We start from the raw sequence: 22,795 nt of genomic DNA, 5'->3' as shown, positions 1-22,795 counted from the left end.
ACCAATACCGGACAACTTCCGCCCGGTATTCTGGCCCAATGTCCACCGCAAGGGTCCTAGCGCTGCTAGAGCTTCTCCAGGGCGGCGGCACCCGCCGCGTCGCGGACCTCGCCGACCGGCTCGGCGTCGACGAGCGCACGGTCCGGCGGTACGCCGAGCACCTGACTGAACTGGACATCCCGGTCCGGTCGGTCCGCGGCCGGTACGGCGGCTATCGGCTCGCACCGGGCTTCCGGATGCCCCCGCTGATGCTCACCGACGACGAGGCGGTCGCCGTCGCGCTAGCCCTCCGCGCCGGGCCGGACTCCACCGCCGCGGACACAGCACTGTCGAAGGTCCGCCGGGTGCTGCCCACTCGGCTGGCGGACCGCCTCGACGCCTTACTAAGCACCTCGTCGTTCACCGCGACGCCGCGGTCGACGCTCCCCACCGACACCGGAGTCCTCCTCACGATCGCCGAGGCCGCACGGGACCAGCGGGCAGTCGAGATCACCTACACAGATCGCCAGGGGCAGACCACGACCCGGAGCATCAAGCCGTACGGCGTCGTCCGGCACGGCGAGCGCTGGTACGTCGCCACCGCCGACCGCACCTTTCGGCTGGACCGCATCGGTGCGGCATCGTTGCCAAAGGCCACGGCCTCCGAGCGAGGGGCAGCCCGAGTGTCGGGTGTCGACCCGGCTCGGGCAGTCCTGGAGTCTCTGGCGACTACTCCATGGACCCATGAGGTCTCGGTCCGGGTGCAGGCCACAGTGGAGGAGGTGCAGCGTCGGCTCCCACCTGGCCTGGCTGTGCTCACCCCACTGGACAACGAAGTGCGCGTGGAGCTAAGAGCCGAGCGCCTCGACTGGGTCCCCGCCCTGCTCGCCGGACTAGACCGGCCGTTTGTGATTGAGCGGCCGGCCGAGCTGCGGGATCACGTGCGCCAGTTGGCCGACCGGCTACGAGGGATTAGCAGCCGGCCGGTAGATGTAGGGCTGTGAACCCTGCACTGCCTCGGTGAGCATCAACAGCAGATCAGCACGGGCCTCGATCGGCCGTCCGAACAGCTCGTCGTCACCAGGGATCGGGAAGCCCTTCACACCGATCGCCAGCTGGCTCAGCAGCACATGCAGCACGCCACGGGCGTTGAAGACCGGAGGGGTCGGCCACTCCGGCAGAGTCTCGTGCATCAGCGGCTGCTGGGCCGCAGTCGCCGCAATCGGCTTCAGCCAGCGCTCCAGCTCGTCACTGGTCAGCATGTTGCGGTGCAGGATCGTCATGACCGCGTGCGAGACCCGGTCGTGCTCCTCATGCACCCAGCGATACTGCGTGTCCTTGACGATCCGGTCCGCCAGCACGTCGAGCAGTGCGCGGAGCACTCCGACGTCGCAGTGCCGGGAGCGGGCCAGAGCGCCGATCGCGTCGGCACCGTGCGCAACGGCATGCGCCCAGCCGCAGTCCGGCACGAAGCCGCGCAGGTCGCGCTCACGCAGCAGCCAGGTGGCGAGCCGGTCGCCCCAGCGCATCACCACCTCGTCGTGGACGAGGAACTCGGCGTTGTCGCGGTGGATGACCTCAGCGAGCGTCAGTGCGGTGAAGGAGCGCCGGAAGACACTGTCGGTACCTTCCTCGCCCAGTCCGTAGGACAGCCCGGCACAGAGGCCGTCACCGAAGCCGGGCAGCAGGTCGTCGTAGACACCGCGCTCGAGCCAGGTCGCCAAAGTGGGATAGGCCAGTGCGTCCCGGACCTGCGGGTTGGTCGACGCGAGACCGCGGACCAGCTCTTCGGTGAGGTCGTTCAGCGCACGGTCGTGGGGAACCGCGTAGTCCGCGGCCATCACGTCCTGCCAGTACGTCGACTCCACCAAAGCTTCCTTCCGTTCGTCTGAGATCAAACACCTGTCTACACCTAATTGTCGAGCTGACCAGAGTAAGTACCATCAGGCCTGTGCCGTCCTTGAGCGATGTGGCGCGAAACCACACGACCCTCGACCAGGCCGACCTGGATCGCCTGCAGCTGCTCGTCTCGGACTGGCAGATGCTGGCGGACCTGTCGTTCGCCGATCTGGTCCTCTGGCTGCCCGACACCGAAGGCCTCGGCTTCTGGGCGGGCGCGCAGATGCGTCCGACCACCGGACCGACGGCCTACCTGGACGACATCGTCGGCAGCTTCATCCCGCGCGGTCGCCGGCACCTGCTGGACCAGGCCTACGACGGTGGCCGGATCTGCCGCGAAGGCGACCCGGAGTGGCGCGACGACGTACCGGTCCGGGTCGAGACGATCCCAGTACGGCGTGGCTCCCGGGTGATCGCGGTGATCGCCCGCAACACCAACCTGCTCGGCGTCCGGACCCCGTCCCGGCTCGAGATCGCCTACCTGCAAAGCGCCACCGATCTGGCCCGGATGATCACCGACGGCATCTTCCCGTACGGCGGGGAGCGGCTGCTGTCCACGTCGCCCCGAGTCGGGGACGGGTGCATCAGGGTCGATCGGCACGCGATGGTGACGTTCGCCAGCCCGAACGCGTTGTCGGCGTACCGGCGGATGGGACTCGTCACGGATCTCGTCGGCAGCCGGCTCAAGGACATCACCGCGGACCTGCTGCACACCGGGACCAAGGTCGACGACGTGCTCGCGACCGTGCTGACCGGACGTGCGGCCAAAGAGATCGAGATCGAGAACGCCGACGCGACCTTGTTCCTGCGGGCGATCCCGTTGCGGGCCGACGGCCAGCACGTGGGAGCGCTGATCCTGCTCCGGGACGTGACGGAGCTGCGCAGCCGGGAACGGGAGCTGGTCACCAAAGAGGCGACCATCCGGGAGATTCATCATCGCGTCAAGAACAACTTGCAGACCGTGGCCGCGTTACTGCGGATGCAGGGCCGGCGGATGGCCGTGCCGGAAGCCCAGGAGGCGTTGGCCGAAGCGGTCCGCCGGGTCGGTTCGATCGCGATCGTGCACGAGACACTCTCCGAATCGTTCGACGAGCATGTGGATTTCGACGACGTCGCGGATCGTGTCGCCGCCATGGTGGCCGATGTTTCGACCGTTGCCACCGCTGTGGAGATCCGGCGCAGCGGGAGCTTCGGTGTCCTGGACTCCGATCAGGCCACGCCGTTGGCGATGGTCCTGACCGAGCTGATGCAGAACTCGGTGGAGCACGCGTTCGGCACCCGCGACGGCGAGGAATCCTCAGGTGTCATCGAGCTGACCGGTAACCGGTCGGTCGGCCGATTGCATGTGACCGTCGTCGACGACGGTCAGGGACTGCCCGCGAACTTCGATTCCGAGCTGTCCGGAAACCTGGGGCTGTCGATCGTTCGCACTCTGGTGCTCGGGGAGCTCGACGGCACGCTGGAGTTCGGCCCTCGCCATGACGGGAAGAGCGGAACCCAAGTCACAGTGGACTTTCCGGTCGCCGAGTAACAAGTAGTAGGGCTCGAGAAACAGTGCTGTGTTGAACAGCAAAGGCCCCGCGGATCCCGCGGGGCCTCGACGAAAAGTTCTCTCAGGCGGTGCGGATGCGCTGGCGGGCGTTACGGCGCTTCAGCGCACGTCGCTCGTCCTCGCTCAGGCCGCCCCAGACACCGTGGTCCTGGCCGGCTTCCAGTGCCCACGCGAGGCACTGCTCACGCACGTCACACCGGCGGCACACCTGCTTGGCCTCCTCGATCTGCATGATCGCGGGCCCGGTGTTGCCGATGGGGAAGAACAGTTCCGGGTCCTCATCGAGGCAAATGGCCCGGTGGCGCCAATCCATGGCGAATCCCATCTCTCTCAGTAGTGGAAGTACGCTGTCGGTTAGGTCTGTGCCCGATCAGCGGGTGCTGTACTCGTCGTACTTCTCGCGACGGAGGGGTCCGTCCTGCGAGGGTCTGAATGTTCGTGGCTAGTTGTGAACGCTTTCACGAACGACTCCATGTTCCCAATCTCAGGCGTGTGAAACAAGGGTTCTGGAGTTGTCGATCAGATCACAACACTTCCTTAACACTACGAACCGGTGCGTGACGGTGCCCAGCGTCCGTTAACCGGACTGAGGCGCTCGATCGCAATCACCCGTTCACTGCAAGTAACCGATGGAACAACGCTTTGGTTACGCACAACCTCGAATCCCTGTGGGGCTGGGGTTCCGCACACCCGGCCGGGGCGCGGAAAGAGGTGGTTGTCGTCCCGTGCGCCCGAGTTCACCGCACAACGCGCATTCAGGGTGTCCCGGCTGGTCTTGTGCGTGCTGCGCGGCACTCGGCGGCGCACCTCGCTGCACTGGCGCAAAGGCCACGATGCTCCGCATCGAATCCTTCGCTCCAGCACACCGAGCTACACCACCGAGCACCTGCTCGCGACTGCACAAGACCAGCCGGCACACCCTAAGCTGACGGAGTGCCGACCGACTCCCCAGCTGCCGTTGTACCGAGATCGCTCAAGTTAGCCGCGGCGGTGGTCGCAGCGGAAGGGCTTGTGCTCGTAGTCCTCGGAATTGCCGAAGCATTTACGATTCACGGCTCCCGCCTGATCCTCGGACTGACCACCACGGTGTTCTTCATCCTGTACGGCGTCGGTCTGGGCGTGGTCGCCCGCGGCCTGTTCCGGGCGTCGACCTGGAGCCGTGGACCAGCGGTGTTCAGCCAGCTGATCCAGCTCGCGATCGCCTACAGCTTCTGGGGTAGCGGCACCCGCGGGGTCGCGTTCGCCCTCGCGGTGGCATCAATTGGCGTGATGATCGGGGCGTTCCGTAAGGAATCCACCGCGGCCCTCGTCGACAACCCGGAAAAAGACCACCCGGTTCTGTAATTCCGGTTATTCCTTGAGCAGTCCGGCCCGCAGTTCGGTCAGCGTGCGGGCCAGCAACCGGGAGACATGCATCTGCGAGATGCCGATCTCCTCCGCGATCTGGGACTGCGTCATACCCCGGAAGAATCGCAGTGTCAGGATTCGCTTCTCGCGGTGGTCGAGCTGCGCCAGCAAGGGTTTGAGTGACTCGCGGTACTCCACGCTCTCCAGCGCCTCGTCCTCGCCACCCAGCCCGTCCAGGACCGTGGTCGCGTCGGACTCGTTCTGGTCCGGTGCGTCCAGCGACAACGTGTTGTAGGCGTTCGCGGACTCGAGCCCCTCGATCACCAGATCGGTCGGCAGGCTGAGCCGCACCGACAACTCGGCCACAGTGGGCGCACGACCGAGCTCCTGCGTCAGCTCCGCGGTCGCCGCGGTCAGCGACAACCGCAGCTCCTGCAGGCGCCTCGGCACCCGGATCGCCCAGCCCTTGTCCCGGAAGTAGCGCTTGATCTCACCGAGAATCGTCGGGGTCGCGTACGTCGAGAACTCCACCCCGCGGTCGGAGTCGAACCGGTCGATCGCCTTGATCAGCCCGATCGTCGCGACCTGGACCAGATCGTCGTACGGTTCGCCGCGGTTCCGGAAGCGGCGGGCCAGGTGCTCGACGAGCGGCATGTGCAACGAGACCAGGCCGTCCCGGGCAGCGTTGTGCTCCGGCGTACCGGCTCCCGCGGCGTGCATCGCCGAGAAGAAGGTGGCAGTCCGGGTACGTAGGTCAGGATGCTGGGAAGCCTCGCTCACAGTTTCTCCGTCGTCACGGCGGTGGCCGTCACGGTGATGGTGAGCCGGCCGTCGATCGTCTCGACGGCAGCGGTCTCGACCAGGGCGGTCAGCACGGTCCAGCCGAACGACGTGGTGTCCGGCGTCCAGCCGGCCGGTACGACGGCGCTCGTGCGGACCGTCAGTTGCGGCGGAGCGATCTCGAAAACGCAGTCCAGGACGCCGTCCGTGGCCTGCGGGAGCAGCAAGGAGCACGCCTCGTCGACAGCGATCCGCAGATCGTCGATGGCGTCGACGGTGAAGTCGTTGCGGGCCGCAAGGTTCCCCACCACGGACCGCGGTACGGCGATGTACGCACCGTCCGCCGGAATGCTCAGGCGGACCTCGGCCGATTTCCCCGTGCTGCTCACTTCGTCTCCTCTGACATTGGCTTGACGCCGTACTTCTACCACTCTCACCGCATTTGAAGCACGGCGCCAACCCTCAGGAGTGTTCAGACCTCAATCGCGTCAGAAAGGTCTTGGTGCGTTGGTGTTGCGGGTTGCCGATCACGTCGGCCGGGGGACCGGCCTCGACGACCACGCCGGCGTCCATGAAGACGACGGTGTCGGCCACCTCACGGGCGAACGACATCTCGTGGGTGACCACGATCATCGTCATCCCGTCGGCGGCGAGCTCGCGCATCACCGACAGCACCTCGCCGACCAGCTCGGGGTCGAGCGCGGAGGTCGGCTCGTCGAAGAGCATCAGCTTCGGCTGCATCGCCAGGGCCCGCGCGATGGCAACTCGTTGCTGCTGGCCACCGGACAGCTGCGCCGGGTACGCCGCGCAGCGGTCGCCGAGGCCGACCCGGTCGAGCAGCGACTGCGCGCGCTCGCGGGCGACCTTCTTCGACTCGCCCTTGACCTGGACCGGCGCCTCGGCCACGTTCTCGATCGCGGTCATGTGCGGGAACAGGTTGAACCGCTGGAAGACCATCCCGATCTCGCGCCGCTGGGCCGCGATCTCCTTGTCCTTCAGCCGATACAGCTTGTCCCCACGTTCGGCGTACCCCATCAGGTCGCAGTCGACCCAGATCCGGCCGCCGTCGATCGTCTCGAGCTGGTTGATGCAGCGCAGGAACGTCGTCTTGCCCGAACCCGACGGCCCGAGCAGGCAGACCACCTGGCCGGCGTCGACATCGAGGTCGATGCCCTTCAGCACCTCGTTGTGGTGGAACGACTTGGTCACGTTGACCGCATGGACCAGCGGACTGTCAGCCATCACGCACCCCCTGCCCCGGCCGGACGAGCAGCCCGCGGCGCCGTCGTACCGAAGCCTTTGCCGAAGTGCCGTTCGAGGAAGTACTGCCCGACCATCAGCACACTGGTCGCGGCCAGGTAGTACAGACTGGCCGCGACGGCGATCGGAAAGGTCTTGTAGTACGTCGTTCCGATCGACTGCAACTGGTAGAACAGCTCACCGATCACCGGGACGGCGACCAGCAGCGAGGTGTCCTTCAGCATCGCGATCGTCTCGTTGCCGGTAGGCGGCACGATGACGCGCATCGCCTGCGGCAGCACGACCCGGCGCATCGCCTTGCCCTTGCTCATGCCGAGCGCCTCGGCGGCCTCGGCCTGGCCCTTGTCCACCGACATGATGCCGGCCCGGGCGATCTCGGCCATGTAGGCCGCCTCGGACAGCCCGAGCCCGATCACACCCGCGACCAGACCCGTGAACACCTGGTTGGCGTCCAGGGTGAGGAACCGCCAGTCGCCGGTCATCCCCAGCCATTCCATCAGCTTCCAGTCGAACGGGATCCCGAACGCCAGGCCGTCCGGGAACAGGATCCCGAGCGTGCCCATCGTGAACAGCAGGATGTACCGCGGGACGCTCCGGAAGAACCAGGTGAACGCCCAGGACACCCCCGACAGGATCGGGTTGTCCGACAGCCGCATCACGGCCAGCAGGACGCCGCCGCCGACCCCGACCACCATCGACAGCGCGGTGACCAGCAGCGTGCCCTTGAGCAGCCCGTTGATCACCGGCTGCTGGTTCATCGCCTCGAAGACGAACTTCCAGTCGAAGGCCTTGTTGGTCACCAGCAGGTGGATCAGCATCGCGGCCAGGACGGCGATCGCGGCGATCGCCACCCAGCGCCCGGGATGCCGGACCGGTACGGCGTGGATCGCGCCCGGCCGGTCTTCCGTCGTACCGGCCGGGGTGGTGTCCGCACTCATCAGGGGTTGACCGCGAAGTCGGTGATCGCACCCGAGTCGTTGTTCCACTTCTGCAGCACGGACTTGTAGGTGCCGTCGGTGTTCAGGGCCTTCAGGGCCTCGGCGATCGCCTTGGCGAAGTCGGCCTGGTCCTTCGGGACCACGTAGCCGTACGGCGCCGCGTCGTAGATCTCACCGAGCTTCTCGATCGACCCGTTGGTCTGCTTGATCGCGTCCAGCACGACCGGGGAGTCGGCGAGCATCGCGTCGGACTTGCCCGAGACGAGGTCCGAGGTGGCCTGGTCCTGCTTGTCCCGCGGCAGCTCCTTGATCGGCGGCTGGCCGGAGTCCTTACACTTCTTCTGCCGGACCGGGAGGTCGTCGAGCTGCTGCGTCGTACCGGTCTGCACACTGATCGTCTTGCCGCAGGCGGTGTCGGCGTTCACGCCCTTGGGGTTGCCCTTGGCGGTCGCCCAGAGCGTGCCCGCGCTGAAGTAGCTGACCATGTTGACCTGCTGCTTGCGCTTGTCGTTGATCGTGAACGACGAGATGCCCATGTCGTACTTACCGCCCTGGACACCGGTGATGATCGTGTTGAACGTCGCCGGCTTCCATTCAACGGTCAGGCCGAACTTGGCCGCGACCGCGGTGAACAGGTCCACGTCCATCCCGACGACCTTCGTGCCGCCCTCCAGGAACTCGTTCGGCCGGTACGTCGCGTCCGTGCCGACGACGATCTTCTTGGCGGCCGCGATCTTCGGCGGCAGCGCGGCGACCAGCGCCGGATCGACGGACGCCGGCCCGCTCGCGGGCGCGGTCGGGCCGGCGCCGGAACCGTTGTTCTCGAGCGAGTTCGAGCCACAGCCGGCCGCAGCCAGAACCAAGACACCCGACAGTACGAGCGTCCTCCGCAGGACAGACATCTAGGTCCTCCAAGACCGGGCGCCGGCCGATTTCCGGCGCCGTGTGGTCCGCATCTTGACACAGAGCGCTACCCCGAACGCAGCGTCATCTCCGGAATGGAGACCTATTCGTAGTCGATGCGTGCGGCCCGTCGACCACCCGGGCACACAGCGTCACGAATCCTGGACGTGAGTGGGGTCGAGGACCCGCTTGAGGAAGAGCTTGGTGCGCTCTTCCTGGGGGTTGCCGATGACGTCGGCGGGTGCGCCCTGCTCGACGATGACGCCGCCGTCCATGAAGACGACGCGGTCGGCGACCTCGCGGGCGAAGGCCATCTCGTGGGTGACCACGAGCATGGTCATGCCTTCGAGGGCGAGTTTGCGCATCACGGTCAGGACGTCGCCGACGAGCTCGGGGTCGAGGGCCGAGGTGGGCTCGTCGAAGAGCATCAGGGCCGGGTCCATCGAGAGCGCCCGGGCGATGGCGACGCGTTGCTGCTGGCCGCCGGAGAGCTGGGCCGGGAAGGCGTGGACCTTGTCGTTGAGGCCGACCCGGTCGAGGTTGCCCCGGGCAACGCGCTCGGCTTCGTCGGGCTTGCGTCCCAGGACGGTGGTCTGGGCGACGGTGCAGTTCCGCAACACGTTGAGGTGCGGGAACAGGTTGAACTGCTGGAACACCATGCCGATGCTCGCGCGGGCGGCGTCCAGGTGGCAGTCCGGGTCGGTGATGTCCTCACCGCGGACGATCACCTGACCCTCCTGCGGCACCTCGAGCAGGTTGACGCAGCGGAGCAGCGTCGACTTGCCCGAGCCGGACGGGCCGATCACGCAGACGACCTCGCCCTGCTCGACGGTGAAGTCGATCCCGCGCAGGACGTGGTTGCTGCCGAAGGACTTGTGCAGGTTGTTGATCTCGACGAGTGCCATGTCAGCGGCTCTTCTCTGCACGGGCCTCGAGCCGGCGGACGAGGATGCCGAGCGGGAGGGTGATGATCAGATAGCAGAAGCCGCAGACCACGATCGGGGTCAGGTTCGAGGTCGTGTTGGCCAGGTCGCGACCGAAGCCGGTCAGCTCGAAACCGTCGATGGTGACGCCGATGATGAAGACCAGCGACGAGTCCTTGACCAGCAGGATCAGGTCGTTGGTCAACGGCGGCAGCACGATCCGGAAGGCCTGCGGCAGCACGATCTTGCGCAGCGCCAGCCCGGGCGGCATGCCGAGTGAGCGGGCCGCCTCGATCTGGCCCTTCGGCACCGCCTGGATCCCGGCCCGGATCACCTCGGCCATGTACGCCGCCGCGACGATTCCGAGCGCGAGCCAGACCACGCCGTACGGGTCGAGGGGGATCGTCATGCCCGGGAAGGCCAGCGGCAGCAGGCTGAACGCGATGAACACCACGATCGCCGGCAGGCCGCGGAAGAACTCGATGTAGGCGGTCGCGATCCACCGGTACGGGCCGACGCTGCTGAGCCGCATCAGCGCCAGCAACGTGCCACCGGCCAGGCCGATCACGAAGGCGCCGGCGGTGTACTCGACGGTCTTGATCAGCGCCTGGAGAACGCCGTCCCGGATCGTCGAGCTGATGAACTCCGGCCGGAAGAACACCGAGCCGATCTGCTTCCAGTCCGCGAAGACGAGCGCGAGCAGGACGAGCACCACGAGGACGGCGTACTGGACCAGGCGGGAGCGCCGGGCCCGCTGCCGCGGACTCAGCCCCCTGCGGACGACGATTTCGGTCTGGGTGCTCACTTCTTCGGCTCAACCCCGAACCACGTCTTGTAGATCTCGTTGTACTTGCCGTCGGTCTTCGCCTTGGCCAGCAGCTCGTTGTACTTCGCGATGATCTTCGGGCCGGTGCCGTCCTTCAGCGCGGCGAAGCCGTACTGCTCCTTGGTGTCGAACTCGGCCACGATCTCCATGTCCGGGTTGTCCTTGACGAAGTTGTAGAGCGCGCCGTTGTCGTTGATCGCCGCGGCCACCCGGCCGGACTTGACGTTGTTCTCCTGCAGGGAGATGTCGTTGAACGGGATCACCTTGTAGCCGTTGGCGTCCTTGTACTTGTCGGCGTAGGTCTTGCCGGTGGTGTCGGACTGGGCGCCGAGCACCTTGCCGCGCAGATCGGCCAGCCCCTTGATGCCGGAGTCCTTCTTGACCATCAGCACCTGGGTGGCGTCCATGTACGGGTCGGAGATGCTGATCGCGGCCTGACGCTCCGGGGTGATCGTCATCGCGCCCATGCCGATGTCGCACTTCTTCGCCTGGAAGGCGGCGCCCGAGGTGATCTGCGCCCATTCGATGCTGAGCACGTCGACCTTCAGGCCGAGGTCGTCGGCCAGCAGGGTCAGCAGGTCGACGTCGAAGCCGACGACCTTGGTGCCGTCCTTGAACTCGAACGGCTTGTAGGACAGGTGGGTGCAGATCGTCAGGGTGCCGGACTTCACCAGCTCGATCCCGGCGGCCTTCGCCTTGTCGTCGGACCCTCCGCTGCCCGAGCCATTGCCGCAGGCGGCCAGGGAGAGTGCGAGGGCCGCTGCGGCGACGGCCGCTGTGGTCCGGCGATGCGTACGGAGAGTGCGGACGATGTTCATCGCGATTACTCCTCGACAGGGGTCTGAATTCCGCATCCTGGCACAGCAGGCAGTTCCTGGACCGGACATCGCCGGGATCGTTATGTGTGTGGGGCCGCTCACAGCAGACCAGTGGACGCTGTGGTTTACTCGATGAGCACGGGTGACCCCCTGGAACCAGCGCCGTTCGACGCATCAAAGTCTGGCGCGCTCAGCTCTGTACACATCTCTCCCCGAGGGGCTTTGGCATGGTCGCCCAACCTGTTTCTGTTGATCTCACCGATCCCTACGAAGGCGATCCGGTCTTCGAGCTGCACCGCGGCGGCAAGATCGAGGTGACGTCGTCGGTGCACGTCACGAACGCCGACGAGCTGTCGATGGCCTACACGCCCGGCGTCGCCCGGGTCTGTACGGCGATCGCCGAGGACCCGTCGCTGGCCCGCCGCTACACGTGGCGGTCGAACGTGGTCGCCGTCATCACGGACGGGACCGCCGTACTGGGCCTCGGTGACATCGGCCCGGCCGCGTCGTTGCCGGTGATGGAGGGCAAGGCGCTGCTGTTCAAGGAGTTCGGCGGCGTCGACTCGGTGCCGATCGCGCTGGACTGCACCGACGTGGACGAGTTCGTCGAGACGGTCGTGCGGATGGCGCCGTCGTTCGGCGGGATCAACCTCGAGGACATCTCGGCGCCGCGCTGCTTCGAGATCGAGCGCCGGCTGAAGGAGCGGCTGGACATCCCGGTCTTCCACGACGACCAGCACGGTACGGCGGTCGTCGTACTGGCCGCGTTGCAGAACGCCCTCCGGGTGACCGGCAAGTCGATCTCCGCGATCCGAGTGGTGATCTCGGGGGCCGGTGCGGCCGGGGTCGCGTGTGCGCGGATCCTGCTGCAGGCCGGGGTCGGGGATCTGGCGGTCGTGGATTCGAAGGGCGTGCTGCACGAGGACCGGGCGGATCTGAACCCGGTGAAGCTGTCGCTGGCGCGGGACACCAACACCGGCGGTCTGTCCGGCCGGTTGGTGGACGCTCTGGACGGCGCCGACGTGTTCATCGGTGTCTCCGGCGGAACGGTTCCCGAGGAAGCGATCGCCCGGATGGCGCCGGACGCGATGATCTTCGCCCTCGCCAACCCGAACCCCGAGGTGCACCCGGACATCGCGCACCGGCACGCCGCCGTCGTCGCGACCGGTCGCTCGGACTTCCCGAACCAGATCAACAACGTGCTCGCGTTCCCCGGCATCTTCCGCGGCGCCTTCGACGCGAACGCCTCCCGGATCACCGAGGGCATGAAGCTCGCGGCCGCGAACGCCCTGGCCGGCCTGATCACTCCCGGCGACCTGCGTCCCGACTACATCATCCCGTCGCCGTTCGACCCCCGAGTCGCCCCCGCCGTAGCCGCCGCCGTAGCCGCCGCCGCCCAAACCGACCACGTAGCCCGCCCCTAACCCACCCCGCTCCACCCCACTGGCCAACCCCCACTTCGATGGGCAACCCCCCACTTGGATAGGCAACCCCCAACCGCAGCGGGCAACCCCTCAGCCAAGGGGTTAACCCCCGAGCAGGGGGGTTGCCCCCTCCGAATCCGGACGGGCAACCCCCCACTTGGATGGGCAACCCCCCACGGTGGTGGGCAACCCCCCACTTCAGAGAGGCAACCCCCGAGCGGAGGGGTTATCCACTGCATTGAGGGGTTGCCTGTCGAGAATCTGAGTGGGCAACACCCCATTGCGAGGGATATCCACCAGATCGGGGGGTTGCCCATCAGAAGTGGGGGTTGCCCATCCAAGTGGGGGGTGGGGGGTGGGGGCGGTTGGGCGGGGTTGGGGACTGTGGGGGAACGAGAGCCTAGGGTGGTTTGCATGCTTGCTGCTTATGCTGCGCGGTTCGATGCCGAGGATCCGGTGGGGGCTCTCGAGGTGGGGGAGCGGCCGGAGCCGGAGGCGCGGGACGGGTGGGTGACGATCGACGTGAAGGCGTCGGCGCTCAACCACCACGACCTGTGGTCGCTCAAGGGCGTGGGACTGCTTGAGAAGAACCTGCCGATGATCCTTGGCTGCGACGCCGCCGGTGTCGATCCCGACGGCAACGAGGTCGTCGTACATGCGGTGATCTCGGACCCGGAGTGGCGGGGCGACGAGACGATGGACCCGAAGCGGTCGCTGCTCAGTGAGATCTACGACGGGACGCTGGCGGAGAAGATCTCGGTGCCGGCGCGCAACGTCGTACCGAAGCCTGCTGGGTTGAGCTTCGAGCAGGCTGCGTGTCTGCCGACCGCGTGGCTGACGGCGTACCGGATGCTGTTCACGCAGTCGCCGTTGAAGCCGGGCGACACCGTGCTCGTGCAGGGCGCGGGCGGTGGGGTCGCGACCTCGCTGATCACGCTGGCGCGGGCGGCCGGGATCCGGGTCTGGGCGACCAGCCGCGACGAGGCGAAGCGGGCCAAGGCGCTGGAGATCGGTGCGCACGACGTGTTCGAGTCCGGGGCGCGGCTGCCTGAGCGGGTGGACGCCGTGATGGAGACGGTCGGACAGGCCACCTGGTCGCACTCGATGAAGTCCCTCAAGCAGGGCGGGACGCTGGTGATCTCCGGCGCGACCAGCGGCCAGGCGCCGAAGTCCGCGGAGCTGAACCGGATCTTCTTCCTGCAGCTCCGGGTGCAGGGCTCCACGATGGGGACCCGGAACGAGCTGGCCGAGGTGGTGCAGTTCATGGCGAACGCCGGGATCGAGCCGCATATCGACACCGTCCTGCCGCTGGCGCAGGCGCGGGAGGGATTCGCGAAGCTGAATTCGGGTGACGTGTTCGGGAAGATCGTCTTCACTGTCTGACATGACTCCGGAGATCCGCCAGGCGACGGTCGAGGACGCCGAGGCAGCCGCCTGGTGCCACCTGCAGTGCTGGCAGGAGGCGTACGCCGGTCTCGCGCCGGCCGATCTCCTCGCCCAGCGCACCGCGAACGTGCCGCAGCGGATCGAGCGCTGGACGCAGGCTCTGTCTGCCGGGAGCGTCCGCTGGCTGGCGATCAACCCGGCCGAGGAGGCCGACGTACGGGACCGGGTGGCCGGATTCTCGATCAGCAGTCCGGGGCGGGACGAGGATTCGCCGGTGCCGCTCGAGCTGCAGGCGATCTACACCCGGCAGGCGTGGTGGGGGACCGGGCTCGGGACCCGGCTCCTGGACGTTGCCGTCGGCAAGGATCCGGCGTACCTGTGGGTGTTCGAGAACAACGAGCGGGCGCTCGGGTTCTACGCACGGCAGGGCTTCGTGGCGGACGGTGAGCGGCTGCACGACGAGTTCTTCGACCTGTGGGAGATCCGGCTCGTCCGGACGTGACGTTTCCTCCCGGAAACATTCGCGTCGCACCGAGGCAACGCACGTGACGCACGCTGGTCCTACCGCCGGGAAACCCCCGACGTACTCGATCCGCCCGATCGATGAGGGAGCAGGAGTGCCCATGAGGCCGCTTTTGACGGTGATCGTCGACCCCGCCGACAACTGGATGAGCCGCGCCGCGTGCGTCGGCCAGGCCCCGTCGTACGACGAGAGCGCCAGCCAGTGGGAGCAGCGCAAGGCGCAGGCGATCTGCCTGACCTCCTGCCCGGTGCTCGAGGAGTGCCGCGAATGGGCCCGCCGGACCAAGTTCACCGGCACCGCCGCCGGGGAGAAGTTCCTCTCCGGCCGTCGCCGCGGTCGCCCCGGCCCCCAGGAACGCCGTACCCGCATAGCCACCGTAGAAGAGCAGCAGGCCAGCTGACCCACGCCCCTCCGAGCCGCATTTGGTGGGTGCACCCACCAGGTAGGAGGTTTCCACCCAGGAATTCGGTGGGGGAACCTCCAACGCGGGTGGGTCACCCACCAAACGGGAAGAGTCAGGCGTCGACGAGCTCGCGGGTTTCCTCGGCTGGTACGGCGGGTTTGCGGAAGGGGGCCCGGAGGGTGGCGAGCAGGTGGTGGCGGTTGCGGATGACGGCGATGATCGCGAGCACCAGGTAGATCGCGCTCAGGATGTAGCGGCCGGTCTGACCCGGTACGGCGAACTGGATCGCGAACAGGCCGAGTAGCGTCCAGGCCGCCCAGCGGGGGAAGCGGAGGCTGAGCAGCACCGCGATACCGAGCAGGGTCTGGGTGGCGGTGAGCAGGAACTCCTCGATCTGCCGGCCGTCCAGGTGCAGCGCGGCCGGGCCGCCGCCGATGCCGTAGGCGATCGGGAGGCTGCCGATCAGCAGGGTCCACTGGTTCACCTTGGCCGAGATCAGCAGGCCGAGGGCCGCCGCGCCCTTGCCGCGCCAGGCGAACAGGATCGCGATGATGAACTCCGGCGCCTCCGAGGCCAGCGGGGCCAGCCACTGGACGAGCAGGAACTGGTCGATCCCCAGCGTCCGGCCGCCCTGCACCAGCGAGTCGGCGAACGGCTCTGCCGAGGCCAGGATCACCGCGGCCGAGACCACGAACATCCCGATCACCACGATCCGCCGCGGCACGGTCGGCAGGCCGCCGATCCGCGCGGCCGGGCCGATCAGGTCGGGCTCGTCGTCGTGCCCGGAGACGGCGGCGCGATACAGGTAGTAGGCGAAGAAGGCGAGCAGCGCGATCCCGAGGACCAGGTGGATCTCGCCGGTCACCGGGATCACGAACGCGACCACGCCGGCGATCGCGAGGAAACCGAGCTCGCGGCGGTAGCCCGACTCCAGGACGAGCGTCTTGACGGTCTGGCCGCTGCGCCGCGAGGCGACATACAGGCTGATCAGCACGACGCTGGACCAGCCGAGGCCGAGGAGCAGCCGATTCGACCCGGTCATGTTGGCGGCGGCGTACTGCACGTAGTCGGGGTTGCTGCCGGCCGTGTGCGCGAAGTAGAGGTCCACCGCATACTCCGGCAGGACCGCGATCACAGCGAGCAGCGCGATCGCCAGGCCGCCGGAGATGTCGACCTCCGCGGCCTCGGCCGCCCAGGCCAGCACGAACGACGCGGCCACGACCGCGAGCCCGAAGACCAGGATCGAGACGAGGGCCGGCGGATGGGTGCCGGCCAGCCGCAGTGCGACGGCGGGAACCGCCACCAGCAGCAGCAACAGCACTGGGCGAAGCGCTCTGACCATGTCTCCAGCGTGCCACCGTTTTGATACTTTCGCAATTGCGAAAGTGTGAGACCGTCCTCACCTCGGCCCGGCGGCCTACTGAACGGCCCGTTCAGCGGTCACAATGACTGCGCGATGACGACGTACCCCGAACCCACGAAGGCCCAGCTGGAATCCGCCGCCGGCACCTTCGCGATGCTGTCCGCCCCGGTGCGCCTGCACCTGGTCGCCCTCGCCGCCCAGGGCGAGTACGACGTCGGCACCCTCGCCGACCGGGTCGGAGTCAGCATCGCCACCGCCAGCCAGCACCTCGGCAAACTCCGCCTGGCCGGCATCATCACGGCCCGCCGCGAGGGCCGCCGCCACATCTACACCGTCGACGACCCGCACGTCCTCAACCTCGTCGACCAGATCTTCGAGCACATCGCCCCCGACGGCTCCCTCGCCCCCGACCCACCCCGCCGCACCAGGCCCCCACACACCGACTGACCCGGTCTGAAGCTGGTCTGAAGGTTCTGTGAAGTGCCGGTCGCACGATCGGGTGCATGAACAAAGCACGCATCACAGGGATCGCCGCGGCGGTCGGTCTGATCGGGGCAGGAAGCGTCGCGTACGCCGCCATTCCGGATCCGGCGGGTACGGTCCACGGCTGCTACAACAAGGGCGGTTTTCTCCAGGACAAGGGCGCGCTCCGCGTCGTCCAGTCCGGCGAGAAGTGCCGCTCCAACGAGCTCGCCATGACCTGGAACCAGAAGGGTCCGGCAGGTCCCCAAGGCTTTGCCGGTGCGCAGGGGGTCCCGGGGCCGCAGGGCGTTGCCGGGCCGAAAGGCAATGCCGGACCGCAGGGTGTCGCCGGGCCCAAGGGAGACGTAGGGCCGGCGGGGTCGAGCCACGGATACATCCAGCAGACGACCCACATCGAGCTCAGAGGTGGTGTCACGCCGATCGTTTCGGTCACGTTGCCCGAGGGGCTGTGGCTGCTGTTCGCGAAGGTCGACCTGCAGAACTACGACTCCGCCCCCCAGAACGCAACCTGCGCGATCTACCCCGGCGACGAATCCAACGTCCGGCTCGAAGGCTCGGCCCGAACGACCGTCAGCGTGCAGGGAGCGGTCCGGGTCGGCCCCGACGGCCATCTGGTCACGATGCATTGCGAGATGCAGAGCGGCCTGGCCGCGAACTCTCGGCTCTCTGCCATCAAGGTCGACGCACTCAACTAGGGGGCCCTCCGCGTCGTCCAGTCCGGCGAGAAGTGCCGCTCCAACGAGCTCGCCATGACCTGGGGTGAGAGGAGCCCTGCCGGTCCGAGGGGGGATGCAGGACCGGCAGGGCTCAGTACGACGTACTTCCAGGCGCGGGACTCGCTGCACCTGACCGGGACGATGACCAAGGTGGCTGAGCTGTCGTTGCCAGCCGGGTCGTATGTCGTGACCGGAAAGTGCAGCTCACGAGTGTCAACAGCGAGACGGCGCTCAAGGCTGGGGCGGTTCACTCGCAATGATGTGGCGGAGGTAGCGGGTCGGGTCCTGGAGGTAGGACTTCCAGTTCTGGACGAGTTGGAGGTCTTCCCAGGTCGTGGGGCGGATGCCCCAGTCACCTACTTCGAGAATTGTCGCGCCGGGGAGGGCGGCGATGACGGGGGAGTGGGTGGCGCAGAGGACCTGGGAGCCGGACCGGGCCAGTTGGTCGAGGACGCCGACGACCGCGAGGCTGCTGGAGAACGAGAGGGCCGACTCGGGTTCGTCGAGGCAGTAGAAGCCGTGGCGGGTGAAGCGGTCCTCGATGAGGGTGAGGAAGCTTTCACCGTGGCTCATCTCGTGGAAGCGCGGGTCCTGGCGATACGAGCTCGGGTTCTGCTCCAGGTAGGTGTAGAAGCCGTGCATGGTTTCGGCGCGGAGGAAGAAGCCGGCGCGTTTACTGCCCACTCCGCGGGTGAGGCGTAGCTCGTCGGACAGGGACGACTCGGTGGCGCGAGTGGTCAGGCGGGCACCGGTGGAGCCGCCCTCGGGGGACAGCCCGTAGGCGACGGCGATCGCTTCGACCAGGGTGGATTTGCCGGCGCCGTTCTCGCCGACCAGGAACGTGACGCCGGGGTTCAGGTCCAGGCCGTCGGTCAGCAGTTGCCGTACGGCGGGAATCGTGTGCGGCCAGGCGCCGGACGGACGAATGCCCTCCGCGGCGGCAACCCGGCGTACGGGATGAGTGGCGAAGGGCATTCGGTCAAGCTAGCAAGGGCAACCGACAGAAACGTCAGTCGTCCTCGTCGTCCAGGCGCGCGAGCCAGGTGGCGAAGCGCTCCATCGGGGTCTCGAACTCCGGGTTCAGATCGACGAACTCACGCAGCCGCTCGGCGACCCAGGCCAGCGAGACGTCTTCCTCGCCTCGCCGGCCCTCGAGCTCCTCGATCCCTCGGTCGGTGAAGTACACGTCAGCTGAAGGCCTGCTTCAGCAGCGTCTGCTGCTCCGCCGTGTGCGCACCCATCGAGCCGACCGAGGTCGCCGACATGGCCGGCCGGGAGACCCGGTAGAACGGCTTGCCGCCGAGGTGCTCGGTCAGGTTCAGCGCCATGAACGGCCACGGGCCCTGGTTCGCGGGCTCGTCCTGGACCCAGCGGATCTCGGTGACGTTCGGGTACTTCGCCAGCTCGGCCGCGATCTCCTCGGCGGGCAGCGGGTAGAGCTGCTCGACCCGGACGATCGCCGTACTGATCTTGTCCGGCTCGACCTTCTTGCGCTCGGCCAGCAGGTCGTAGCTGATCCGGCCCGAGGCGAGGATGACGCGCTCGACGGTGGCCTTGGTGGCCTCCGCCTCGGCGTCGCCCAGGATCGGCCGGAAGGTGCCGTGGGTGAGCTCCTCCGGCTGCGACACCGCCTCCTTGCGCCGCAGCAGCTGCTTCGGCGTGAAGACGATCATCGGGTTGTGCTCCTCGCCGAGCGTGTGCCGGCGGAGGAGGTGGAAGTACGACGCCGGGGTCGACGGCTGCGCGACGGTCATCGCGTTCTCGGCGCACAGTGCCAGGAACCGCTCGATCCGTGCGGACGAGTGGTCCGGGCCCTGGCCCTCGTAGCCGTGCGGCAGCAGCAGCACGACACCCGACTTCTGGCCCCACTTCGCCTCACCGGCCGAGATGTACTCGTCGATGATCGACTGGGCGCCGTTCACGAAGTCACCGAACTGCGCTTCCCAGAGCGTCAGCGCCTCCGGCCGCGCCACGGAGTACCCGTACTCGAAGCCGAGCGCGGCGTACTCGCTGAGCAGCGAGTCGTAGACGTAGAAGTTGCCCTGCGCCTCGTCCAGGTTCTGCAGCGGGACGTAGTCCTGGCCGTTGACCCGGTCGATGATCGCGGCGAACCGCTGGACGAACGTGCCACGACGGCTGTCCTGACCGGCGAGCCGGACCGGGCGACCGTCCAGCAGCAGCGACCCGAGTGCCGTCATCTCCGCCGAGGCCCAGTCGATCGGGCCCTGGGTGATCGCGGCGGCCCGGCGCTGCAGCTGCGGCAGCACCTTCGGGTGCACGGTGAAGCCCTCCGGCAGCGTGGTGTACGCGTCGGCGATCTTCTTCAGCACCTCCGGCGTGGTCGCGGTCGCGTCCGGGCCCTCCGGCTTGTCCGGGTAGACCGGGACGGTGACGTACGGCGCGGGGGTGTCCGGCTGGCTCTTCGCCTCACGGACCTCGGTGAAGACGCGCTCCAGCCGCTGCTGGAAGTCCCGCATCGCCTGCTCGGCCTCTTCGACCGTGATGTCGCCACGGCCGATCAGGGCCTCGGTGTAGAGCTTGCGGACCGAGCGCTTCTGCTCGATCAGGTCGTACATCAGCGGCTGGGTGAACGACGGGTCGTCACCCTCGTTGTGACCGCGGCGGCGGTAGCAGACCAGGTCGATGACGACGTCCTTGTTGAACGCCTGCCGGTACTCGAAGGCCAGGTCGGCGACCCGGACACAGGCCTCGGGGTCGTCGCCGTTCACGTGGAAGATCGGCGCCTGGACCATCCGCGCGACGTCGGTGCAGTACATCGACGAGCGCGACGAGGCCGGCGAGGTGGTGAAGCCGACCTGGTTGTTGACGATCACGTGCACGGTGCCACCGGTGCGGTAGCCGCGCAGCTGGGACAGGTTCAGCGTCTCGGCCACCACGCCCTGACCGGCGAACGCCGCGTCACCGTGGACCAGGACCGGGAGGACCGGGAAGGCCGCGCCGCGGTCGAGGATGTCCTGCTTGGCCCGGACGATGCCCTCGAGCACCGGGTCGACGGTCTCCAGGTGCGACGGGTTGGCCGCCACCGACACCTTGATCTTGTCGCCGAACTCCGAGACGAACTCGCCCTCGGCGCCCAGGTGGTACTTGACGTCGCCGGAGCCCTGCACGGTCCGCGGGTCGATGTTGCCGTCGAACTCACGGAAGATCTGCCCGTAGGACTTGCCGACGATGTTGGCCAGCACGTTCAGCCGGCCGCGGTGCGCCATCCCGATGACGACCTCGTCCAGACCGGCCCCGGCCGCCTCCTCGCAGAGCTCGTCGAGCAGCGGGATCGTGGTCTCGCCGCCCTCGAGCGAGAAGCGCTTCTGGCCGACGTACTTGGTCTGCAGGAAGGTCTCGAACGCCTCGGCCTCGTTCAGCTTGGCCAGGATCCGGAGCTGCTCCTCGCGCGGCGGCTTGGTGTGCGGCCGCTCGACCCGGGTCTGCAGCCACTTGCGCTGCTCGGGGTCCTGGATGTGCATGTACTCGATACCGGTGGTGCGGCAGTACGAGTCGCGCAGGATGCCGAGGATCTCGCGCAGCTTCATGAACCGCCGGTCGCCGCCGAACGAGCCGGTCGCGAACTCGCGGTCCAGGTCCCACAGCGTCAGGCCGTGGGTGGCCACGTCGAGGTCGGGGTGGCTGCGCTGCTTGTACTCCAGCGGGTCGGTGTCGGCCATGATGTGGCCGCGTACCCGGAAGGCGTGGATCAGCTCGAGGATCCGGGCCTGCTTGTTGATGTCCTCCTCGTGGCTGTGCGGGAGGTCCGTGGCCCAGCGGATCGGCTCGTACGGGATCCGCAGGCTCTGGAAGATCTCGTCGTAGAAACCCTCCTGGCCGAGCAGCAGCTGGTGGATCCGGCGCAGGAACTCACCCGACTGGGCGCCCTGGATGATCCGGTGGTCGTAGGTCGAGGTGAGCGTCATGACCTTGCTCACCGCGAGCTTTGCCATCGTCTCCTCGGCCGCACCCTGGTACTCGGTCGGGTACTCCATCGCGCCGACGCCGATGATGCAGCCCTGGCCGGTCATCAGCCGCGGCACCGAGTGCTGGGTGCCGATGGTGCCCGGGTTGGTCAGGCTGATCGTGGTGCCCTGGAAGTCCGGCAGCGCGAGCTTGTTGTCGCGGGCCCGCCGGACGATGTCCTCGTAGGCCATCCAGAAGTCCGCGAACGTCATGTCCTCGGTCGCCTTGATCGACGGCACCAGCAGCTGCCGGGTGCCGTCCGGCTTCGACATGTCGATGGCCAGACCCAGGTTGATGTGGGCCGGCTGGACGTGCGTCGGCTTGCCCTCGGTCTCGTCGTACGACGCGTTCATCTCCGGCAGCGTCTTGAGCGCCTTCACCAGCGCCCACCCGATCAGGTGGGTGAAGGAGATCTTGCCGCCCCGCGCGCGCTTGAGGTGGTTGTTGATGACGATGCGGTTGTCGATCAGCAGCTTGACCGGCACCTGGCGGACGCTGGTCGCGGTGGGGACCGTGAGGCTGGTCTCCATGTTCTGCGCGGTCCGCGCCGGAGCACCACGGAGGATCTTCCGCTCGGTGTCGGCGATGGTGGCGGGCGCAGGCTTGATCGGCGCCTTCTGCGGCTGGTTCACCGTTCCTCCGGTGGGGGCGGCCGGCGCGGCCGCTGCCGGCGCGGGCTGCGTGGCCGGCTTGGCTCCCGGCGCGGAGGCCTGGGCAGCCGCTGCCGCGGGCTGGTTCGAGGCGGGCACGGACGGCGCGCTGCCGCGGCTCGGAGCCTCAGGAGTTTTGTTGTCCGACACGGCATCGGGCCGGGGAGCGTCGGCCGGGGCGGTCGTCACCGGCTTCGCATCTGCCTCAGGCTTGTACGTCTTGAAGAAGTCGAGCCACGCCGGATCCACCGAGTTCGGGTCCTGCAGGTACTTCTCGTACAGCTCGTCGACCAGCCATTCGTTCGCACCGAAGGCTGCAAGGGGATTTGAGTCTGATGGCTCGGTGGCCACTGGGCAGTTCGCCTCTTCCGATCTCGGGTCAGATACCGCGGGTTATGACTTGTGCAGTGATGGGTTGGTTCCCGAGGGCAAGGCTAATAGCACGGCGGTAAGTTCCACAGCCCGGGATCACCGGACCAGTGTGCCAAGTGGTCGGGAGTTGATGCCGCGGTCGCCCGAAGCCTGGAACACCCCGCGGGCAGGTGTTTCAGCGGCATCGTCACTCCGGTTGCCCTGGACGGCCGGACCGATGCTGTGATCAACTGCGGGACTCGTTGTACAGGTGGGATTCCGGCCGCCACGACGGTCACTTCGGG

The 22,795-nt window shown here is 67.6% G+C and carries 23 protein-coding genes; 9 read left to right on the top strand and 14 right to left on the bottom strand.

Going from position 1 to position 22,795, the window contains the following annotated elements:
• The first annotated feature begins 38 nt into the window (after nucleotides 1–38).
• Entirely contained in the window at nucleotides 39–983 is a 945-nt protein-coding gene (locus tag OG474_RS05230; RefSeq protein WP_405061044.1) for a helix-turn-helix transcriptional regulator, read from the top strand.
• On the opposite strand, the gene OG474_RS05225 is transcribed toward OG474_RS05230, so the two are convergent.
• Entirely contained in the window at nucleotides 942–1,847 is a 906-nt protein-coding gene (locus tag OG474_RS05225) for a DUF2785 domain-containing protein (RefSeq protein WP_405061043.1), read from the bottom strand. The two genes, OG474_RS05230 and OG474_RS05225, sit on opposite strands and share 42 nt — an antisense overlap.
• A gap of 83 nt (nucleotides 1,848–1,930) precedes the next feature.
• Between OG474_RS05225 and OG474_RS05220 the strand changes: the two genes are divergently transcribed.
• Nucleotides 1,931–3,409, top strand: a complete 1,479-nt coding sequence (locus OG474_RS05220) for a sensor histidine kinase (protein ID WP_405061042.1) — start codon at nucleotides 1,931–1,933, stop codon at nucleotides 3,407–3,409.
• Between the two features lie 82 nt (nucleotides 3,410–3,491).
• On the opposite strand, the gene OG474_RS05215 is transcribed toward OG474_RS05220, so the two are convergent.
• On the bottom strand, nucleotides 3,492–3,743 hold the full coding sequence (locus OG474_RS05215) for a WhiB family transcriptional regulator (RefSeq protein WP_132169366.1): 252 nt from the start codon (nucleotides 3,741–3,743) through the stop codon (nucleotides 3,492–3,494).
• A 620-nt stretch (nucleotides 3,744–4,363) separates the two neighbouring features.
• On the opposite strand from OG474_RS05215, the gene OG474_RS05210 reads away from it, so the two are divergent.
• Nucleotides 4,364–4,774, top strand: coding sequence for a hypothetical protein (locus OG474_RS05210; RefSeq protein WP_405061041.1), 411 nt, complete (start codon nucleotides 4,364–4,366; stop codon nucleotides 4,772–4,774).
• Between the two features lie 6 nt (nucleotides 4,775–4,780).
• On the opposite strand, the gene OG474_RS05205 is transcribed toward OG474_RS05210, so the two are convergent.
• The 8 genes from OG474_RS05205 to OG474_RS05170 form a co-directional block, all read right to left on the bottom strand.
• Entirely contained in the window at nucleotides 4,781–5,557 is a 777-nt protein-coding gene (locus OG474_RS05205) for an RNA polymerase sigma factor SigF (RefSeq protein WP_405061040.1), read from the bottom strand.
• Complete coding sequence (locus OG474_RS05200; RefSeq protein ID WP_405061039.1) at nucleotides 5,554–5,946, bottom strand: ATP-binding protein; 393 nt, start codon at nucleotides 5,944–5,946, stop codon at nucleotides 5,554–5,556. Before OG474_RS05200 ends, OG474_RS05205 begins: the two co-directional genes overlap by 4 nt.
• Before the next feature lie 73 nt (nucleotides 5,947–6,019).
• Complete coding sequence (locus tag OG474_RS05195; protein WP_405061038.1) at nucleotides 6,020–6,799, bottom strand: amino acid ABC transporter ATP-binding protein; 780 nt, start codon at nucleotides 6,797–6,799, stop codon at nucleotides 6,020–6,022.
• Nucleotides 6,799–7,755: an amino acid ABC transporter permease gene (locus OG474_RS05190; protein WP_405061037.1), complete on the bottom strand. Its 957-nt coding sequence runs from the start codon at nucleotides 7,753–7,755 to the stop codon at nucleotides 6,799–6,801. Before OG474_RS05190 ends, OG474_RS05195 begins: the two co-directional genes overlap by 1 nt.
• Entirely contained in the window at nucleotides 7,755–8,657 is a 903-nt protein-coding gene (locus OG474_RS05185) for an ABC transporter substrate-binding protein (protein ID WP_405061036.1), read from the bottom strand. Before OG474_RS05185 ends, OG474_RS05190 begins: the two co-directional genes overlap by 1 nt.
• 153 nt (nucleotides 8,658–8,810) lie before the next feature.
• Nucleotides 8,811–9,563 (bottom strand): amino acid ABC transporter ATP-binding protein, encoded by a 753-nt coding sequence (locus OG474_RS05180; RefSeq protein WP_405061035.1) that lies wholly within the window; start codon nucleotides 9,561–9,563, stop codon nucleotides 8,811–8,813.
• A gap of 1 nt (nucleotide 9,564) precedes the next feature.
• Nucleotides 9,565–10,386 carry an amino acid ABC transporter permease gene (locus tag OG474_RS05175; protein WP_405061034.1) on the bottom strand — a complete coding sequence of 274 codons (822 nt, stop codon included), beginning with the start codon at nucleotides 10,384–10,386 and terminating at the stop codon, nucleotides 9,565–9,567.
• Nucleotides 10,383–11,225 carry a transporter substrate-binding domain-containing protein gene (locus tag OG474_RS05170; RefSeq protein WP_405061033.1) on the bottom strand — a complete coding sequence of 281 codons (843 nt, stop codon included), beginning with the start codon at nucleotides 11,223–11,225 and terminating at the stop codon, nucleotides 10,383–10,385. The genes OG474_RS05175 and OG474_RS05170 overlap by 4 nt, the downstream gene beginning before the upstream one ends.
• 227 nt (nucleotides 11,226–11,452) lie before the next feature.
• Between OG474_RS05170 and OG474_RS05165 the strand changes: the two genes are divergently transcribed.
• From OG474_RS05165 to OG474_RS05150, 4 genes are all read left to right on the top strand, one after another.
• Complete coding sequence (locus tag OG474_RS05165; RefSeq protein WP_405061032.1) at nucleotides 11,453–12,649, top strand: NADP-dependent malic enzyme; 1,197 nt, start codon at nucleotides 11,453–11,455, stop codon at nucleotides 12,647–12,649.
• Nucleotides 12,650–13,063: 414 nt separating this feature from the next.
• Nucleotides 13,064–14,032, top strand: a complete 969-nt coding sequence (locus tag OG474_RS05160; RefSeq protein WP_405061031.1) for a zinc-binding dehydrogenase — start codon at nucleotides 13,064–13,066, stop codon at nucleotides 14,030–14,032.
• Nucleotide 14,033: 1 nt separating this feature from the next.
• Nucleotides 14,034–14,537, top strand: coding sequence for a GNAT family N-acetyltransferase (locus tag OG474_RS05155; protein WP_405061030.1), 504 nt, complete (start codon nucleotides 14,034–14,036; stop codon nucleotides 14,535–14,537).
• Between the two features lie 121 nt (nucleotides 14,538–14,658).
• A complete protein-coding gene (locus OG474_RS05150; RefSeq protein ID WP_132408948.1) occupies nucleotides 14,659–14,958 on the top strand; it encodes a WhiB family transcriptional regulator in 300 nt (99 codons plus the stop codon).
• A gap of 115 nt (nucleotides 14,959–15,073) precedes the next feature.
• On the opposite strand, the gene OG474_RS05145 is transcribed toward OG474_RS05150, so the two are convergent.
• Entirely contained in the window at nucleotides 15,074–16,303 is a 1,230-nt protein-coding gene (locus OG474_RS05145; RefSeq protein WP_405061029.1) for a sodium:proton exchanger, read from the bottom strand.
• 114 nt (nucleotides 16,304–16,417) lie between these two features.
• Here OG474_RS05145 and OG474_RS05140 point away from each other — a divergent pair, with 114 nt between their 5' ends.
• The gene (locus tag OG474_RS05140) at nucleotides 16,418–16,771 is read left to right on the top strand and encodes an ArsR/SmtB family transcription factor (RefSeq protein WP_391547185.1); all 354 of its coding nucleotides are present in this window, start codon (nucleotides 16,418–16,420) and stop codon (nucleotides 16,769–16,771) included.
• 56 nt (nucleotides 16,772–16,827) lie between these two features.
• Complete coding sequence (locus OG474_RS05135; RefSeq protein ID WP_405061028.1) at nucleotides 16,828–17,502, top strand: hypothetical protein; 675 nt, start codon at nucleotides 16,828–16,830, stop codon at nucleotides 17,500–17,502.
• 252 nt (nucleotides 17,503–17,754) lie between these two features.
• Here the strand turns inward: OG474_RS05135 and OG474_RS05130 are convergent, their stop codons facing one another.
• Genes OG474_RS05130 through OG474_RS05120 form a run of 3 tightly spaced genes read right to left on the bottom strand, consistent with a single transcriptional unit; the run spans nucleotide 17,755 to nucleotide 22,490 of the window.
• The gene (locus tag OG474_RS05130) at nucleotides 17,755–18,498 is read right to left on the bottom strand and encodes an AAA family ATPase (RefSeq protein ID WP_405061027.1); all 744 of its coding nucleotides are present in this window, start codon (nucleotides 18,496–18,498) and stop codon (nucleotides 17,755–17,757) included.
• A 34-nt stretch (nucleotides 18,499–18,532) separates the two neighbouring features.
• Nucleotides 18,533–18,709, bottom strand: coding sequence for a DUF6104 family protein (locus OG474_RS05125; protein ID WP_171676625.1), 177 nt, complete (start codon nucleotides 18,707–18,709; stop codon nucleotides 18,533–18,535).
• A gap of 1 nt (nucleotide 18,710) precedes the next feature.
• On the bottom strand, nucleotides 18,711–22,490 hold the full coding sequence (locus OG474_RS05120) for a multifunctional oxoglutarate decarboxylase/oxoglutarate dehydrogenase thiamine pyrophosphate-binding subunit/dihydrolipoyllysine-residue succinyltransferase subunit (protein WP_405061026.1): 3,780 nt from the start codon (nucleotides 22,488–22,490) through the stop codon (nucleotides 18,711–18,713).
• Nucleotides 22,491–22,795: the final 305 nt, after the last annotated feature.

The sequence above is a fragment of the Kribbella sp. NBC_01505 genome (assembly GCF_045040285.1).
GTDB lineage: Bacteria > Actinomycetota > Actinomycetes > Propionibacteriales > Kribbellaceae > Kribbella.
The sequence above is the reverse complement of the archived record's forward strand: the minus strand, read 5'-3'. Positions and strand labels throughout refer to the sequence as shown.

Excerpts from the sequence above, each read along its gene's own strand:
- OG474_RS05230 (WP_405061044.1), top strand. The coding sequence starts at position 39 with ATGTCCACCGCAAGGGTCCTAGCGCTGCTAGAGCTTCTCCAGGGCGGC.
- OG474_RS05215 (WP_132169366.1), bottom strand. The coding sequence starts at position 3,743 with ATGGATTGGCGCCACCGGGCCATTTGCCTCGATGAGGACCCGGAACTG.
- OG474_RS05195 (WP_405061038.1), bottom strand. The coding sequence starts at position 6,799 with ATGGCTGACAGTCCGCTGGTCCATGCGGTCAACGTGACCAAGTCGTTC.
- OG474_RS05190 (WP_405061037.1), bottom strand. The coding sequence starts at position 7,755 with ATGAGTGCGGACACCACCCCGGCCGGTACGACGGAAGACCGGCCGGGC.
- OG474_RS05185 (WP_405061036.1), bottom strand. The coding sequence starts at position 8,657 with ATGTCTGTCCTGCGGAGGACGCTCGTACTGTCGGGTGTCTTGGTTCTG.
- OG474_RS05180 (WP_405061035.1), bottom strand. The coding sequence starts at position 9,563 with ATGGCACTCGTCGAGATCAACAACCTGCACAAGTCCTTCGGCAGCAAC.
- OG474_RS05170 (WP_405061033.1), bottom strand. The coding sequence starts at position 11,225 with ATGAACATCGTCCGCACTCTCCGTACGCATCGCCGGACCACAGCGGCC.
- OG474_RS05165 (WP_405061032.1), top strand. The coding sequence starts at position 11,453 with ATGGTCGCCCAACCTGTTTCTGTTGATCTCACCGATCCCTACGAAGGC.
- OG474_RS05160 (WP_405061031.1), top strand. The coding sequence starts at position 13,064 with ATGCTTGCTGCTTATGCTGCGCGGTTCGATGCCGAGGATCCGGTGGGG.
- OG474_RS05155 (WP_405061030.1), top strand. The coding sequence starts at position 14,034 with ATGACTCCGGAGATCCGCCAGGCGACGGTCGAGGACGCCGAGGCAGCC.
- OG474_RS05150 (WP_132408948.1), top strand. The coding sequence starts at position 14,659 with ATGAGGCCGCTTTTGACGGTGATCGTCGACCCCGCCGACAACTGGATG.
- OG474_RS05145 (WP_405061029.1), bottom strand. The coding sequence starts at position 16,303 with ATGGTCAGAGCGCTTCGCCCAGTGCTGTTGCTGCTGCTGGTGGCGGTT.
- OG474_RS05140 (WP_391547185.1), top strand. The coding sequence starts at position 16,418 with ATGACGACGTACCCCGAACCCACGAAGGCCCAGCTGGAATCCGCCGCC.
- OG474_RS05135 (WP_405061028.1), top strand. The coding sequence starts at position 16,828 with ATGAACAAAGCACGCATCACAGGGATCGCCGCGGCGGTCGGTCTGATC.
- OG474_RS05130 (WP_405061027.1), bottom strand. The coding sequence starts at position 18,498 with ATGCCCTTCGCCACTCATCCCGTACGCCGGGTTGCCGCCGCGGAGGGC.